The organism is Gordonia insulae, from assembly GCF_003855095.1.
GTDB classification, from domain to species: Bacteria; Actinomycetota; Actinomycetes; order Mycobacteriales; family Mycobacteriaceae; genus Gordonia; species Gordonia insulae.
The window spans coordinates 3,182,114-3,198,366 of record NZ_CP033972.1 but is presented as its reverse complement, the minus strand read 5'-3'; the positions used below and the strand labels follow the sequence as shown (position 1 = coordinate 3,198,366).

General features: G+C 70.6%; 10 protein-coding genes and 2 pseudogenes. 3 read left to right on the top strand and 9 right to left on the bottom strand.

Annotation, left to right across the window (positions count from 1 at the left end; all coding sequences use genetic code 11):
* Window positions 1-14: 14 nt before the first annotated feature.
* The 3 genes from D7316_RS14540 to D7316_RS14530 form a co-directional block, all read right to left on the bottom strand.
* Window positions 15-1,670, bottom strand: coding sequence for an acyl-CoA synthetase (locus D7316_RS14540; RefSeq protein WP_124708877.1), 1,656 nt, complete (start codon window positions 1,668-1,670; stop codon window positions 15-17).
* An 85-nt stretch (window positions 1,671-1,755) separates the two neighbouring features.
* A complete protein-coding gene (locus D7316_RS14535; protein WP_124708876.1) occupies window positions 1,756-2,511 on the bottom strand; it encodes a class I SAM-dependent methyltransferase in 756 nt (251 codons plus the stop codon).
* 55 nt (window positions 2,512-2,566) lie between these two features.
* On the bottom strand, window positions 2,567-3,328 hold the full coding sequence (locus tag D7316_RS14530) for a TetR/AcrR family transcriptional regulator (protein WP_124708875.1): 762 nt from the start codon (window positions 3,326-3,328) through the stop codon (window positions 2,567-2,569).
* 174 nt (window positions 3,329-3,502) lie between these two features.
* Here D7316_RS14530 and D7316_RS14525 point away from each other — a divergent pair, with 174 nt between their 5' ends.
* On the top strand, window positions 3,503-4,699 hold the full coding sequence (locus D7316_RS14525) for a glycosyltransferase family 4 protein (RefSeq protein ID WP_124708874.1): 1,197 nt from the start codon (window positions 3,503-3,505) through the stop codon (window positions 4,697-4,699).
* Here the strand turns inward: D7316_RS14525 and D7316_RS14520 are convergent.
* Window positions 4,614-6,305 (bottom strand): hypothetical protein, encoded by a 1,692-nt coding sequence (locus D7316_RS14520; RefSeq protein WP_232016917.1) that lies wholly within the window; start codon window positions 6,303-6,305, stop codon window positions 4,614-4,616. The genes D7316_RS14525 and D7316_RS14520 overlap by 86 nt on opposite strands.
* Before the next feature lie 11 nt (window positions 6,306-6,316).
* On the bottom strand, window positions 6,317-7,234 hold the full coding sequence (locus D7316_RS14515; protein ID WP_124708872.1) for an HpcH/HpaI aldolase/citrate lyase family protein: 918 nt from the start codon (window positions 7,232-7,234) through the stop codon (window positions 6,317-6,319).
* Window positions 7,235-7,469: 235 nt separating this feature from the next.
* On the opposite strand from D7316_RS14515, the gene D7316_RS14510 reads away from it, so the two are divergent.
* Window positions 7,470-8,642 (top strand): polysaccharide biosynthesis protein, encoded by a 1,173-nt coding sequence (locus D7316_RS14510; protein WP_124711348.1) that lies wholly within the window; start codon window positions 7,470-7,472, stop codon window positions 8,640-8,642.
* On the opposite strand, the gene D7316_RS14505 is transcribed toward D7316_RS14510, so the two are convergent.
* The gene (locus D7316_RS14505; RefSeq protein WP_124708871.1) at window positions 8,569-9,759 is read right to left on the bottom strand and encodes a DUF3068 domain-containing protein; all 1,191 of its coding nucleotides are present in this window, start codon (window positions 9,757-9,759) and stop codon (window positions 8,569-8,571) included. The genes D7316_RS14510 and D7316_RS14505 overlap by 74 nt on opposite strands.
* A gap of 58 nt (window positions 9,760-9,817) precedes the next feature.
* Between D7316_RS14505 and D7316_RS14500 the strand changes: the two genes are divergently transcribed.
* Complete coding sequence (locus D7316_RS14500; RefSeq protein WP_124708870.1) at window positions 9,818-11,080, top strand: acyltransferase family protein; 1,263 nt, start codon at window positions 9,818-9,820, stop codon at window positions 11,078-11,080.
* 866 nt (window positions 11,081-11,946) lie between these two features.
* Here D7316_RS14500 and D7316_RS27770 read toward each other — a convergent pair.
* From D7316_RS27770 to D7316_RS14485, 3 genes and pseudogenes are all read right to left on the bottom strand, one after another.
* A pseudogene (locus D7316_RS27770) lies at window positions 11,947-15,390 on the bottom strand (alpha-(1->3)-arabinofuranosyltransferase); the annotation flags it as partial.
* 19 nt (window positions 15,391-15,409) lie between these two features.
* The gene (locus tag D7316_RS14490) at window positions 15,410-15,610 is read right to left on the bottom strand and encodes a DUF2613 family protein (RefSeq protein WP_124708869.1); all 201 of its coding nucleotides are present in this window, start codon (window positions 15,608-15,610) and stop codon (window positions 15,410-15,412) included.
* A 36-nt stretch (window positions 15,611-15,646) separates the two neighbouring features.
* Window positions 15,647-16,227, bottom strand: a pseudogene (locus tag D7316_RS14485) (universal stress protein).
* Between the last annotated feature and the right edge of the window lie 26 nt (window positions 16,228-16,253).

The window sequence follows — 16,253 nt, the reverse complement described above, 5'->3', positions numbered from 1 at the left end:
GTCGCGGCGACCCGCTACGTCGCGAGGTCGTCCCCGCGGGCGATGAGTTCGCGGCGCAGCAGTTTGCCCGTGGGATTGCGGGGCAGCTCGTCGAGGAAGATGACGTCGCGCGGCACCTTGTAGCGGGCGAGTTGCGACCGGACGTGGTCGCGGATGTCCTGCTCCGTCGGCGCTGCGCCCGGCGTCGGGACGACGAATGCCCGTAGGCGGGTGCCGAACTCGTCGTCCTCGACGCCGACGACCGCGACGTCGTCGATGTCTGCGTGCTCGGCCAGCAGGTTCTCCACCTCACCGGGGTAGACGTTCTCGCCGCCGGACACGATCATGTCGTCGTCGCGCCCGTCGATGTGCAGCAGACCGTGATCGTCGAAGTGGGCCATGTCGCCGGTCGACATGTAGCCGTCGATGATCTGCTTGTGACGCCCGTCGGTGTATCCCTCGAACGGCGCAGAGCTCCGCACGAACAGCCGGCCGCTCTGATGGTTGTCGGTGAGCTGCCGGTCGTCCTCGTCGTAGAGGCGCAGCCGGCCCGCGACCGTCGACCGTCCGACCGTGCCGGGTGCGAGGCGCAGTTCCTGCGGTTGGGCGACCGACGCGACGGCGACCTCGGTGGAGCCGTACATGTTGTAGAGGACATCGCCGAACGCGTCCTGTACCGCCTCGCTGAGCGCGGGCGTCAACGGCGAGCCGGCGATGACGATGGCCCGCAATGCACTCAGGTCGTAGTTGCCGAAGGTCTCCGGTCCCAGGGCGATCATCCGGTGCAGCATGGTCGGTACCGCGACCAGCATCTCGGCCCGGTGGTCGGCGAGTGCGGCCAGGGTCTTCTCGGCGTCGAAGCGGCGCAGCAGCACGGCTTTGTTCGCCTTGGCGGTGGACACGCCCCACATGCCGAACCCGGTGGAGTGGAAGATCGGGGACACGATGACGACGCTGCCGCGCTCCGGGAACGGGATGCGGTCGACGAACATCGCCGAGGCGAACGGATTCATCTTTCCGCGCGGTGCACCCTTCGGCAGACCGGTGGTGCCACTCGTCAGGATGATGAAACCGCCCGGGCTCGCGGGCAGGGGCGGCAGGGTCGTGTCGCCGGATGCGATCACGTCGTCGACGATCGGCGCGGCGTAATCCCCGTGTTCGCCGTCCGACCAGGTCAGGTAGCGCGGGATATCGGCGGGCAGCGCACCGAGGAGGTCGATGAACTCGCTGTCGTGCAGTACCGCCCGCAGGTTCTCGCGCGCTGCCACCTCAGCGAACTGGGGTTTGGCGAAACCCGTGTTCATCAGTGCCAACTTGTAGCCGGCACGTCCGGCGGCGGTGATCGACAACAACAGGCCGCGGTGATCGCGGGCGAGCACACCGACGACCGATCCGGGTTCGATGCCGCTGGTGAGCATGGCGTTCGCGAGGGCGTTGGCGCCATCGCTCAACTCGCGGTAGGTCATCTCCCCGCGCTCGTCGGCGAGAGCCGGCGCATCCGGATACTCCTGCGCGTTGCGCAGGATCAGTGACGCCTGCGCCCCCATGGTGTTGGCCCACTTGATCCCGCGAAGCATCGCCTTCGGGTCGGTGAAGTCGAGGACACCGGTCCGTTGGAGGACCGCCGCACTCTTGATGTTGCGGGCGATGTCGTCGAGTCGGTCCTTGATTGCGTCGAGCGCACCTGACATGCGGCCCGTCCTTTCCCCGGCGTTGGGGCGGATCCACGGATGTGGTCCCCGTCACGTCCCGCGCCGTCACGTCATTGTGCCGCGATCAGAGCTTGCGCAGCACCAGAACGAGATTGGTGCCGAGCACCTCACGGAGACCGGGCACCCGCATCACCCACCACAGCCAGTGCGGCAGGTAGCGGGGGAACGCCGCGACGCGATGCGCCCGGTCGGCCACGCGGTCGGCCCAGCGCAGACCGTCGGTGGCCGTGACCGGGAACAACGAGGTGCCGAAGAGATTCTTCGGCGGATGCCCGTGACGTCGGGTGTACCAGCGGGCGGCGCGATGCCCTCCCGCGTAATGGGTGAGGCCCATCTCGTGACCGCCGAACGGACCCCACCAGAGCGTGTAACTGACGATCACCGTGCCGCCGGGCCGGGTGACCCGCAGCATCTCGTCGGCCATCTGCCAGGGCGCCGAGGTGTGCTCGACGACATTCGACGAGATCGTGACGTCCATCGAGTCATCGGCGAACGGCAACTGCCTGCCGTCGCCGCGGACGGTGGCGCGATGATCGAGACCACCGGAGTGCATCTCGGCGGGGTCCGGCTCGATGGCGATGTAGTGGGCGCCCCGGGCGTCGAACGCCTCGGCGAAATACCCGGGGCCGCCGCCGACGTCGAGCACCACCGCACCGTCGAGACGGCCCGGGTGCCAGTCCGCGACGAGCTGTGCGGTGTCGGTCGCGATGGCGCCGTAGAACCGGGCGGGGTCGGTCTGCTCGAACCGGAAGTCGTTGAGCAGACGGGCCGCCCGGGACAGCGTCGCGCGGCGGGCGAATCCGGTCGTCGGACGGGGCATCGTCGCGATCCAGCCTCTCGTGTGTCGCTCGGTCCCCGTTCGCCCGGCCCCGGTGTCAGGCGCGGGCGTCGGCGACGAGTTGTCGCAGCCCGACCATGAAGGTCTGCAACGCGAAGACGAACTCGGCCCGCAGATCCTCGGGCAGGGCCGCCCGCACGGACGCCACGGACGGGAACCGGGTGGGGTCGAGCCGACGATAGTACGCGGCGACCGACTCCCGGCCGGGGGCCTCGTCCCGCGCTGACTGCAGGGCATAGCCGACGATGAGCCGGGCCAGTGCGTGATCGGCGGCCGCCGCGGCGGTCGGCGACAGCCCGCACGCCAGCAGCAGGGACAACGACGCCTCATAGCGGACCAAGCCCATCGGCCCGAACTCCACCTGTCCGGCGAACAGCTCCGCCGAATGCGGAAGCCCCCGCAGCACATCGAAGGCGACGACGGCAGACTGCTCGACCACCGCGCTCCACTCCGCGGCGTCGTCCGGGGTACCGAGCGCGGTCACGATCCGGGCCATCACCTGTTCGGCGAGCCGGTCGCAGAGTTCGTCCTTGCCGCCGGGGAACTGGCGGTAGAGCGTCGACGTCGAGGACCCCAGCCGACGGGCCAGCGCCCGCATCCCGAGCCCGTCCACGCCGCCTTCGGCCAGCAGGGCGAGCGCCTCGGCGAAGATCTCCTCGGGGGGAAGCGGGGGTCGACCGCGCGCGGGGGATCGGCTGGATCCTGAGCGGGGGGTGGTCGGGTCATCGGCTCGCGATCGTCCTTGCAGGTGGGTGGCGGTCGGCGGTGCCGAGTGGGTAGAGCATCGGAACCATCTCAACTACTGTTGTAGACGTATCGCGGGCTTTCGGCTACAGTGTAGCCGCAACGGATGTCTGCCCGTTATGCGGGACGAGGTTCCCAAGATCGGACGCGGTGTGGAGGGGATGCCACGTACGGCCTCGGGAGCCTCTCTCCGTTTTCACCCCGGTGACGGTCGGTACGCTGATCTGCGATGACCGAGTCCACCCACGTCCTGCTGCTCTGCTGGCGCGACACCGACCACCCGCAGGGCGGGGGCAGTGAGCGCTACCTCGAGCGCGTCGGCGCCGAGTTGGTCGACCGGGGAATGCGCGTCACCCTGCTCACGGCGGCGCACGACGGTGCCGCGGCCGACGAGACCCGCGACGGTATCCGCATCCTCCGTGCCGGCGGCCGACTGTCGGTATATCCGCGCGCGCTCGGCACGATCCTCGCGGCGCGACTGGGCCGGGGACGTCTCGGCCGGACCGACCCCGACGTCATCGTGGACACCCAGAACGGCATCCCGTTCTTTGCGGCACTGGTCTCCCGCGCCCCGACCGTGGTGCTGGTGCATCACTGTCACCGCGAACAGTGGCCGGTGGCCGGCCGGGGGCTCGGCCGGTTCGGGTGGTTCCTCGAATCGCGTGTGTCGCCACGTGTCCATCGGCGCAATCGGTATGTCACCGTGTCCGGCCCGTCGGCGGTGGAGCTCGCCGAGCTCGGCGTCGACCGGGCTCGCATCACCGTGATCCGCAACGGCGTCGACCCGTTGCCGGGCGGCCTGTCGGTGGCCGACATGCCGCGGCGAGACGACCGGGCCATCCGGTTGTGCGTACTGTCCCGGCTCGTCCCGCACAAACAGGTCGAGGACGCGCTCGCGGTGGTGGCCGAACTGCGGCACATCCGACCGGAGATCCACCTCGACGTGATCGGCGGTGGCTGGTGGTCCGACGAGTTGCGCAGGTGTGCAACCGAATTGGGCGTCGAGCGGCATGTGACGTTCCACGGTCACGTGGCGGAGGTCCGCAAACACGAGCTACTGGCCCGGGCGCACGTGCACCTGATGCCGTCCCGCAAGGAGGGCTGGGGACTGGCGGTGATGGAGGCCGCGCAGCACCGCGTCCCCACGATCGGCTATCGCAGCTCGGTCGGGTTGGTCGAGTCCATCGAGGACGACGAGACCGGACTGCTGGTCGACGGTGTCGACGAACTCATCAGTGCGACGAGGAAACTCATCGACAACCCGGACGAGGTCGCGCGCCTCGGCGACAACGCCGAACGCAAGGCGCACCACTACTCGTGGTCGGCGACCGCGGACGGTTTCATCGAGGTCTTCGACGACGTGCGGCGACCGCGACCACTGCGAGGGCGAACAGGATCGACGCCGACCAGATCAGATGCGCGGTGATCACCGCGACGCGGGACCACGTCGAGGCGTCGCGATCGGCGACCGGTCCCTCCACCCGATAGAGCGTGAGGTCGGCGCCGCGGAACACGACCGCGGCATCCTGCGCGAGAAGTGATGGCGGCGAATCATTCTCGACCACCACCCAGCCGACACCGAGCGCCGCGAGCGCCGCCGGCGACCCGCCGGCCGTGAGGACCCGGTCCACTTCGGCACCGCGACCCCCCGCCGGATCGACCACCACCCCGTCGACGGTGAGTTCCCCGGAGTCGGTGACCGTCGCACGCACCATGCGCGGCAACGGATTCAGTGACGGCTCACCGGTGAACGAGTACCGGCGCACCGCGCCGACCGGCCACACCGCGACGGCGCCCTGTTCCGCCGGGACGATCCGGGCGACGGCGGTCCAGTCGGCCGGATAGGTGATCGGCCGGATCTGGCCGCCCACCCCCCAGGCGAGGTCCGGCAGGGGTGCGACGACGAGCAGCGCGACGGCGGCGAGCGCGAAACCCGCCGGAACCCAACGTCGGACGCAGTCCACCGCGGCCGCCGCGGCGAGCGCGAAGAACGGCACCACCAGGGCCACGTACTTCTGGGTGTCCCGCAACAGCCCGAGACCGCCGACATCGGCGGCGAGCGACGACAGCCCCGCGGCGACGGGCCCGAGCGCCGCGATCGTCACGGCCGCGATCGTCAGTGCGGCCACCGCGGCGAGGACACCGATCGTGCGCGATCCACCATCCCGGTGGCGCCACAGCCATCCCGCGCCGACGCCGACGACGATCAACAGCGCGACGGTCGCGGCGGCCGCCCACCAGATCGTCCGACTCGCCGGGACGGCGTCCGCGTTCCAGATCCCGCCCAGTCCGGCCACCGTACCCAGCGTGCCCAGGCCGGGTTCCGCCCGCGCGCCGAACACGGTGAACCCGTCCGATCCGCCGGTCGTCGTGGCCTGACCGGCGATGCTCGCGGTCAGCCACGGCAGTGCGCCGAGAATCAGGATGCCCCAGACGATCCCGAACCTCGCCCGCTGCCGCGCGACGGCGAGCGGCAGACCGAGGACGGCGAGGACGAGGATCGCCGTGAGGACCGAGCCGGTGGGGGTGAGGCCGGCGATCGCGACGGCCGCGACGAGCCGCGCCCAGGACCCCCACTCCGGTCCGGGCGTGCGGTCGCGATCGAGGATCTCGACGGCGGCCACCACGATCCAGCCCAGGCTCGCGTAGGCGACCAGCAGACTCCAGTGGCCCTGCAGGAGACGCTCGGCGACATACGGATTCCAGATCGAGACGAGCGTCGCGGCCACCGCCCCGGTGCGACCCGCCGCGGGGACGAGACGCGACGCCATGCGCCCGTAGCCCACACCGGCGAGGGTGAGCGCGGCGAACGTGATCACGGTGACCACCACACCGCCGTCGAGCACCCGGGACAGATTCGCGACGACCCAGTCCTGCGGCACCGCACGCGGTGCCACACCGCCGAGGCCCAGCGCCCCGTCGGTCACGAACGATCGCGGCGTCGACACCGCATCCCGGTACAGCAGATGACCGGAGCCGAGCAGGGGAGCGAGGATCGCGGCCGACAGTCCGGCCGCGACCGCATAGAGCATCGGCAGTCGGCTCAATAGTGGTACGTGTCCGACGGCGCCTGGGCGTGCACCGGGTCGTCGTCGTAGTGGGTCGACTCGATCCCGTACGCACGTGCCAGATCGAGGATCTTGGTGGCCCGCGCGATCCGCGGCAGGTCCGAGCCGTTGCGGATCTCCCCGCCGTCACGCTCGAACTCGGCGAAGAACTCCTTGGCCCAACTGATCTCGTCCTGCGACGGCGAGAGCCCCTCGTTGACCGGATGGCACTGATCGGGGGTGAGACAGATCTTGCCGGTCATGCCGAACTCGGCGCTGACCGCGGTGGCCTCCGACAGCTTGAGGGCGCTGGAACCGACCGTCGGGCCGTCGATCGCACTCGGCAGGTGAGCGGCCTTGGCGGCGATGGTGAACCGGGACCGCGCGTAGGCGAGGGTCGCCGGGTTGTCGCCGAAGCCGGTGTCACGGCGGAAATCGCCGATACCGAAAGCCAGCCGGAAAGTACCTTTCGCCGAGGCGATCTCACTGATGCGTTCGAGTCCACGAGCGGTCTCCACCAGCGCCACGATCGGGATGTCGGGCAGTCGCTTGGCGGTCTCGGTGACATGATCGACCGACTCCACCATCGCGAGCATGACCCCGCCGATCGACGACGATGCGAGTGCCTCGAGATCGTCGGCCCACCACGGCGTCCCGAACCCGTTGACCCGCACCCAGTCCGTGTGCCCGGCGGCCAGCCAGTCGACGACGTGATTGCGTGCGTCGATCTTGTCCTTCGGCGCGACCGCATCCTCGATGTCGAAGACCACGATGTCGGCACGCGAATGGGAGGCCGCCTCGAAACGTCCGGCCTGGGCCCCGTTGACCAGCAGCCAACTCCGTGCCAGCACGGGATCGATACGGAATCCGACGGGCATGTCGGGATCATCCTCAGTCGTGTTCTGGTCGTACATCGGTGCTTTCTCGCGGCTCGGAAGGGATGTCGCAGGCAGATCGATCCTCACCATCGTCGCCTATCGCCGGTGCACCGTGCAAAGCGGCCCGTCCCGCATTCCGGTGTCCGCGACATGCACACTTGACCACATGGGGCAGCAGACCACAGGTCAGGAGTCTGGGGGTCAGGAGTCCGGGGGGCGGCCCGGGCGCGGCGGCATCGCCGGCGCCCTCGGCTGGGTGGCCGCGGGGTCCATGGTCGCCAACGTCTGCGCGTACCTGATCCACCTCACCGCGAGCCGCTGGTGGCTCGACACCGCCGAGTACGGCGAGTTCGCCGTCGGCCTGTCGGCGATGCTCGTGCTCGGGGTCGCCGCCCTCGCACTGCAGGCGGTGGTGGCGCGCGCGGTGGTGCAGCACACCGATCCCGGCCGCATCCGGCGGGTCACGGTGATGTCGGTGGTCATCGTCGCCGCCCTGGTGGTCGTGGTGGCGCCGCTGATGGCGTGGTGGGCGTCGATGGGCGTGGGCACCGCCGCCGCGGCGCTGATCGCGGCGCCGATGCTGACGGCGATCGGCTCCGGGCAGGGGGTCCTGCAGGGGCGCGGGCAGTTCCGTCTCCTCGCCTGGGTGCTGGCCGCGGTCGGCCTGCTGCGCACCGTGCCGGTGATCGGGGTGCTCGCCCTCGGCGCAGGTCCGGCCGGTGCGCTGACGGCCGGTGCGGTCGGTTCGGCTGCCGCGGCGGTGGTCGTCGCGTGGGCGGTGCGGTCCTCGGGCGGGGCCCGGTCCGCGGTCTTCCTCGCCGACGGTCCGGCGTTGCAACTGCTCGACGTCGTGCGGGCATCCGGGGTGCAACTGGTGCTGATCGTCGCGGCATCGGTCGACCTGCTGCTGTCGCGGACGGTACTGACGCCCGACGACGCGGGCATCTATGCACTGGGGGCGATCGCGACGAAGGTGGCGTTCTGGCTGCCGCAGGCCGTCGGTGTCGTGTTCTACCCCCGGCTGGCCGACCCCGCGATCTCCCGACGGGCCTTGACCCACGCCATCGCCGTGGTCGCGGCGATCGGTGCCGTCCTCACCGTCGGTGCCGCCATCGCCGGGCCGCTGGTCCCCGTCGTCGTGCGCCCGGAGTACCAACCGCTCGTCGGAATGCTGTGGCTGTTCGCCTATACCGGGGCGACGCTGGCCGTCCTGCAGGTCGCGTTGCTGTCGGCGATCGCGCGGCAGGCCACCGCGGTGTCGGTGGTGACGTGGCTGGTCGTCGGGGTGGAGGTGGCGGTGATCCTGACGGTGGTGCACAGCATCGTGGCGTTGGCGGCGACCGCGGCGATCGCCGCGACCGTCGCCGCACTCACGACGACGCTGGTGGGTCTGCGCCGGGATCGGATGCACGACGCCATCGGCGTGGCCGCCACGCCGGATTGATGATCGCCAGCCCCGCCAGGATCGCGGCGACGCCGCCGATCGCCGCGAACAACGGGATCACCCGGCCCCACACCGTAACGGGTGCGGCGAGTGCGGTCGCGCGACGGCTCTGGTCGCGTTGGGTCCGCTCGTCGTAGCCGAAGGTCGCCGACAGATTGGTGACGCGGTGGTCGGGCAGGCTCGTGTCGATGAATCGGTAGGTCTGCTCGACGACCATGTCGGCGTCGAGGATGGTGCCGGTCGCGGTGTCCACGGCGAGGTCCCAACGACCGCTGTGGTGCAGCGTCGCGGTCAGCGGACGCGCGGGGTCGACGCCGCCGACGCCGAACCAGGCGGCCGGACGCGTGATGATCGTCGGCGGGGTGCTCTGGGCGCTGCCGTTGCCGATCTGGTGCAGGTCGGTGTCGGGGACGTCGGCGACGAACCGCGCGGCGTCGCGTCCGTGGACAGTGGTGTCGCCGGTGAACCGCAGCGGAACCGAGCGTCGGGTGGTGACGTCGAAGAAGGTGTGGTCGGTCGTGGAGACGTCGAACGGCAGTAGATAGGTGTAGCCGCGCCGATCGGGCACCCGGATCGGGGCGGCGTTGTTGTCGTATTGGATCTCGGAACTGCCGGGTTGTCCGGTGCCGTCGGAGGTGAGATCGGGCAGCGCGGTGACGCGGTCGAGGGTGACGCGATCGCGGAATGCGGTGATCGTCGGATCCGTGCACGCCGAGGCGCCGGCCCGGACGGCGACGTCGCTGCCCGGACGGGGCGCCTCCGGGTCCACCTCGCGGCCGTCGACCCGCAGATGATCGGCCCGCACCGACGTCCCGGCCTGCAACGTCACCCGGTCGGCATCGGCGGGCCGGACCGCGACGAACCGTTGCTGCCGGGTCAGATCGGCCTCGACCGTGCGGGCCGCAGGCGTCGCCAGTGAACACCGGTCGAGGATCGTGGCCGGCTCCCCGGTCACCGCGGTGGTGGTGACGTCGGTGCTCAGCGGGATGGTGCGCAGGTTGTCCACGAACAGGGTCGGCAGTGCGATCGCTGCCGCCACCAGGAAACCTCCGACGAAGATCAGAACCGGCCCGATGAGATCGGTGGTCGAGAGACGACTCGGCCCGGGTGTCGACATATCGGCGAGGGTACTGGCCCGGCATCGCCCCGCCACACGGCTACCCTGGTTGACCAGCATGACCACCACCGCCCGCACGTCCGACGATCACAGCGCCGCAGCCGTCCACGAGGCACGACGCTTCTTCCCGCAACTCGAGGGCATGCGGGCGCTGGCCGCCATCGGGGTGCTCACCACGCACGTCGCGTTCCAGACGCGTGCGGTCGGACTCCCCGTCGTGGGGCCGGTCCTCGGGCGTCTCGACCTCGCCGTCGCCCTGTTCTTCGCGCTGTCGGGATTCCTGTTGTGGCGACCGTGGGTGGCGGCCGCACACGCCTCGGTACGGCATCCGTCGGTGCGCCGCTATCTCGCGCACCGCGTCGTACGCATCTGGCCCGCCTATGTGGTGGTCGTGGTGCTGGTCCTGACGCTGCTGCCGGACGCCAAGAACGCCGACCTCACCGTGTGGCTGGCGAATCTCACCCTCACCCAGGTCTTCGTGCCGCTCTCGCTCACCGCCGGATTGACCCAGATGTGGAGTCTGTCGGTGGAGGTCGCGTTCTACGCCCTGCTCCCGCTGATCGGCTTCGCCCTCGTCCGTGTGCGCGTTGGCCGGCGGGTGCCCGCGCTGATCGCACTCGGCGCGCTCAGTCTCGGCTGGGCCTGGGTCGCGCTCGCCCTGCCCGTGCCGGCGGGGGTCGAACCCAAGAACTGGGTGTTCGGGCATCTGCCCTGGTTCATCGCCGGCCTGATCCTCGCCGAGGTCGCCGGCGCCATCGAACTGGACGAGCATCGGCCCGTCGCACGGTGGCTGCGGATCGTCACGCGGATCGGCTCCCGACGATGGCTGATGGCGGCGGTCCTGCTGATCGCCTATGTCCTGGCCTGCACGCCGATCGCCGGCCCGACCGGTCTGGGGGCGCTGTCACCGATCCAATTCGCGACCAAGATGGTGCTCGGCGCGATCTGCGGGTACGCGCTGCTGGCGCCGCTGGTCTGCGGCGACGGCCCGTTCCGGTTCCTGACGTCGCGGGTGATGCTCGCGCTCGGCAGATGGTCGTACGGGATCTTCATCTGGCATCTCGCCGTCCTGGCGGTGGTCTTCCCGTTGTTCGGCATCGTGCCGTTCGGCGGCGACTTCCTGCTGGTGTGGGTCATCACGCTGGCGCTGACGATCGGAGTGTCGGCCGCGAGTTACGCCTTCATCGAGGATCCGGCCCGGCGGTGGTTGCGTTCCCGGGAGAAGCGCAGCCACGAGCGCAGGCGTGCACGCGCCGAGGCGCCGTCGGAGACGGTGACCAGCCAGACCGTCAGCGACACCGCTATCAACGCGGGCAGCTGAACCCACCAGTCGAATCCGGTGTAGCCGGTGGACGCATGCCACGGGCCGCTCGCCAGCCCGAGGGTGGCGAGCAGCATCGCGACGAAGACCGCGACGACCCCGGTCCGCGGACGCAGCCACAGCGCGACGCCGCCCACGATCATCGACACGGCCAGTCCCCACCAACCGGTCAACAGCCACGATGCGCCGAGCCACGAGACCCCGGCGGCCGCAGTGACCCACGGTCGCGTCGGGTCTTCCGCCCGGGCCTCCTGCGGTTGCGCGGCAGCCGCGCGACGTCGGGGACCGAAGGCGGCGAGCAGCAGTAGCGCGACCAGTCCGAGGCCGAGACCGAGAGACCACCGGTAGAGCGAGTCGAATCGGTAGGTGAGGGTGACGGTGCCGGCGGTGCCTGCCGGGACCACCCAGCCCTGCTGCCAGCCGTTGACCACCACCGGTGTCAGCGACCTGCCGTCGACGTTCGCCTCCCAGCCGGTGTTGGTGCTCTCCGGAACCACCAGGATCTGTTCGCGCGCCGAACTCTTCAGAGACATGGTGCGGTGCGTCGCCGACCAGTCGCCGATCCTCGGGGCGCTCGGCGGCGGGCCGGTCGCGCCGGTTGTGCCGGGCCCGGTGGTACCGATGACCGGCAGCGACACCTGATCGACGGTGAACGCCGAACCCGGGTTCACCGACAACTCCTGCTCGCCCGCGCCGAGCCGCACCGCAGGCGCCGGTGCGCACGGGTGTGCGACGACGGGCTGCCCGTCGCGCAACGCCCCCGCCGTCGTCCGCGCCGAGAGGCCGATCACCTGCCCCGAGACCGTCAGCCCGATCCCGGCGTCGCAACCGATCTCGACCACGCGGTCGTCGTCGGCCGCCGCTGTGGGTGCGGAAGGTTTCGGGCTGATCTCGACCTCGCTGATCCCCGCCGGTGCCGGGCGCGCGAACCCGAGGCTGTTGACGTCGATGAGGTCGGCGGTCTTGGTCACGGTGATGCCGATGCGGTCGGTGACCGCGGGATCGAGGTCGATCACCCCGTCCCGCCCGACGTTCCGCACCTGGGTTCCGGTGCCGAGGTCGACCGTCACCCGGCGGGGTGCGGCCGGGTAGCGATCCGGTGCGACCAGTCGAAGACGTTCCACCCGTTGGGCTTTCGGCAGGCGGATGACGAGCTCGGGTCTCGCGGCGCGCTTCTTGTCCTCCGACGGGCCGGCGCTCCCCGTTGCTTCGCTCGCCCCTGTTTCATCTCCCGTCGCTTCGCTCGCCCCTGTTTCATCTCCCGTCGCTTCGCTCGCCCCTGTCTCAGGGGCCACCCAGGTGGTCCCGACGTCACCGTCGACCGCGGCGCCGGCATTGCCGCGCGGATCGTCGACGCCGGTCGGGCCGTCGGCGGTCACCTGTCCCGGTGCGGAGATCAAGGCGCGCAATCCATCCCCGGACCGCGGCCGCAGCACGACCGTCGGGGCGAGGACGACCGGCGACGGGACCTGCAGGGCGCGGGTGAAGATCCCGGGTGTCTCCGGTGTGAGGCCGAGGCCGGGTGCGCAGCGCACCGCGTCGCCGTCGGCGACGCAGGCCGAGCGCCCACCGAGCTCCTGGGTCAGCAGCCAACCGGACACCGGCGTCCCGGCGGGTGGCCGCGGGAGCGTGACGCGGTGCCGGATGGTCAACGGTGCGCCCGCCGCGAGATCGGCCACCGCCACCTCGCCGACCGCGAACTGGTTGCCGGGCAGCCCATCCGCGGTGCTGATCGCGCGGATCTGCACCCAGCGGGTGGGGCCGCTCGGCGCGGTGACGGTGACCGGCCGCCCCGGTCGCACGCCCTGGGTGACCGAACTGCCGGCCTCGGTGGACACCAGGATGCCCGAGACGTCGGAACCGAGCGCCTTGTTCGTGGTGACGGACAACGCCAGATCCGAGCGTGGCTCGGTGAAGTCGAGTCGGAGCCACTGGCCGACCGCCGAATCGAGCCCGCTGCTGACCCACGCCGTGTCGGGATCACCGTCGAATGCCGCGGCGGGTGAGTTGGCCGGCGACGTCTGGCCCAATTGGGTGGCATCCGAGGCGGATCCGGACGCGGACACCCGCACCTGACCCGGCCGGTTGTCGAGCAGCCATTCACCGTGGACGAGGGGTTGCCCGTCGACCGGATAGTCGGGCACCGCGTTCTGCGTGCGACGAGGGTCGCCGGGAGCCCGGATCGCCGAGCTGTGGTCGTCCACGCGGCCGAAATCGGTCTCCCGGTCGGTGGGGGAGTCGGTGATCAGCACCCCACCCGGGGCAGCCAGGCCGGCGCGGCGGGCGTCCGCGTCGAGGATCGCCGGTCCCATGGGGGACAGACCGGCCCGTGCGCGTTGTTCCTGGATCGCGGCGAGAGCCTCCGGTCCACCGGCGACCCGGGGTGCCGAGTCGGCGTCGACCAGAACCGGTCCCGTGCCGGGGAATCCGTTCCCGCTGCGGACCGCGTAGATCGCGATCGCCGGGAGCTCCGGGCGAAGTCCGTTGTCGCGCACCACCCCGGGCACACTGGCGGGCCCGACGTCGGGGCCGAACGTCGCGACCCGGGTCAGGCCGGGCGACGAATCGAGGGCCTGCTGCGCGACCAGGGGTCGAGCCGACCGGGAGGTGTCCGGATCGAGATCGGCACGCAGCACCACGAATCCGATGCCCTGCTGGGCCAGCGTCGGCGCCAGGCCGGGCGATCCTCGGCCGTCGGCGATCGCTCGCTGCACCGAATCGAGTGCCCGGATCGCGCCCGGTGGGGTGAGCGGGATCGCGTCGCGCACCGCCCACGGATCGTCGGCCAGGGGTTGCAGCGGTTCGTCGCGGGTGAGCCCCCACAGCTGATCGGCGAACGGGGCGCCCGGCACCACCAGAGCGCGGTTCGGTGCCTCGTCCGGTGAATTGCCATGTGTAGACAGCCATTTCGCCGCGGTCGGCCAATAGTCCGGGATCGCGCGATAGGTTCCCGTCGGTGCGAGCTGACCTGTCCACATCAGCGACCCCGCACCGATCACGGCGACCAGGACCACGATCGCCGCGGCGACCGGACGCGACCGCTGCGGGTGTGCGAACGCGGACGCCGTCTCCCGGAACGACACGGTTGTATCCCCGCTCGCCCCGGCATCCCCCGTCGCTCCGCTCGCCCCGGCACCCCCCGGCAGCGGAACCCGGGCCAGTAGGTGTGCGACGCCGAGCACCAACGGAATCCGGATGAACGGCTCGAACTTGTGGATGTTGCGCAGCGGCGCGCCCGTTCCATCCAGGAAGATCCGCACCGACTCCGCGATCGGCGAACCAAGCTGCCCGGCGAAACCGAGGCACATCAACAGCAACCCGACGACCAGGACGGTGACGAGTCGACCGCGGGACGGCATGTGGCGCATGCACAACCCGGCCAGGCCGGCCGCGGCGAGCACGCCGGTGGCCAGCACCGCGGCGGGTTGGGTCACCAGCACGGCACCCGCAACCCGTTCCGGCGACACGAACGGCGTCCACGAACTGGTGCCGCGCAACACCTCGGTCAGCGACGTCCACTCGGTGGTGACCCGCGACGACTCGATGAAGTCGAGGAACGGGGGACTGACCCGGGACAGGATCAGCAGCGGCACCACCCACCATGCGCAGGCCATCGCCAGACCCAGTGCCCACCACGCGCCGAAGCGCCACCACCGCGCCGACGGGACCGAACTCAGGAACGGTGCGTGCAGCAGCCACCACACCACCGCGACGCCGAGCGCAGCCATCGTCGCGACGGCGTTGACCGCACCCATCAACGCGACCGCGGCCGCCGACTGCAGGGCGGGACGCCAGATCGGGGCGGCGTCATCGGTGCGGTCCAGCACGCGCACGAGTGGCACCAGCACCCACGGCGCGAGCACCATCGGCAGCGTCTCCGACGAGATCGAGCCGATCGTCGTGAGCACCCGAGGGCTCAGCACGAAGATCACTCCGCCGATGACGCGGGATGCCGGGGACCCGATCCGCATCGCCTCGGCCAACCGCACGATGCCGACGAACCCGACCACCAGCAGCAGTGCCCACCAGCATCGCTGGACCACCCACGGGGGCAGGTGCAGGACATCGCCGAGCGCGAAGAAGGCGCCGTGCGGGAAGAAGTAGCCGTACGCCTGGTTCTGCACCTGACCCATCGGCGCGTTCGGGGTCCACAGGTGCGCGGCGCGGGCCAGGAAACCGATCGGGTTCGCGGTCAGGTCGAGCTTGGTGTCGGCCGCGATCCGGCCCGGTGACTGCAGGAACGAGACGACCAGCGCACAGATGACGGCGACAGTGACGCCGCGTCGCGACAGGCGTCGCTCGACGGTCACGGCACGTGTCGCCCGACGATCAGTTGTCGGCCCCGGAATCGCCGCGCGTCCCGTAGTCCACGGAACCCTGCACGAAGCCACTGTTGGGGTTGACGCTGTTGACGTCCGTCGACGGGCTCGTCTCGGTGGACAGGAAGCCACCGAGGAACACGGCGCCGAGCCCCACCACGATTCCGGCGACCCCGGCCACGGCTCCGGCGACGAGGCGGTTGTTGGTCATGGCGACGAAACTACCATCGCGTCCCAACCGGGTTGATCACAACGTGACCGGTGGCTGCTTCTCACATTTCGCGGGGACGATGAAGACCGGCCGGTGGCAATGCTTGAGCACGCGTTCGGCGACACTCGAATGCAGCAGCGCCTTCAGGCCGGAGGCGCCCCGCGTACCGGTGACCAACAGATCGACGTCGAGGGCGTCGGCGGCGGCGACCAGGGCGCCCCAGACCGTCGACTCCACCTCGACCAGGGAACCGCGGGCCCGCAGACCGACCGAGTTGGCGAGCTCGACGCCGGTGCGGTTCAGCGACTCGGCCTCTTCCTCCAGCGCCCGGTCCACCCCCGCCTCGAGTCGGGTGTCGACGTACGGCTGCATCCCCCGGAAAGAGTGGACAGACGCGCCGGTGACATGCCGCCCGGTTGCCATGCGGTCACCACATAGGCGGTCTCGGCGCGAAGGAATTGTCCGGCGTAGCGAATCGCGCGATCGGCGTTGGGGGAACCGTCGTAGGCGATCATCAGCGTGTGGGAGACACCCTGGACCCGACCACCGGATCCTGTGGTGGACGCCGCGGTGGTGGACTCTGCAGCAGATGGTGCCGGGCTGGACCCCACGTCCATTGCCCCAGGTTACATGCCAGACTCGT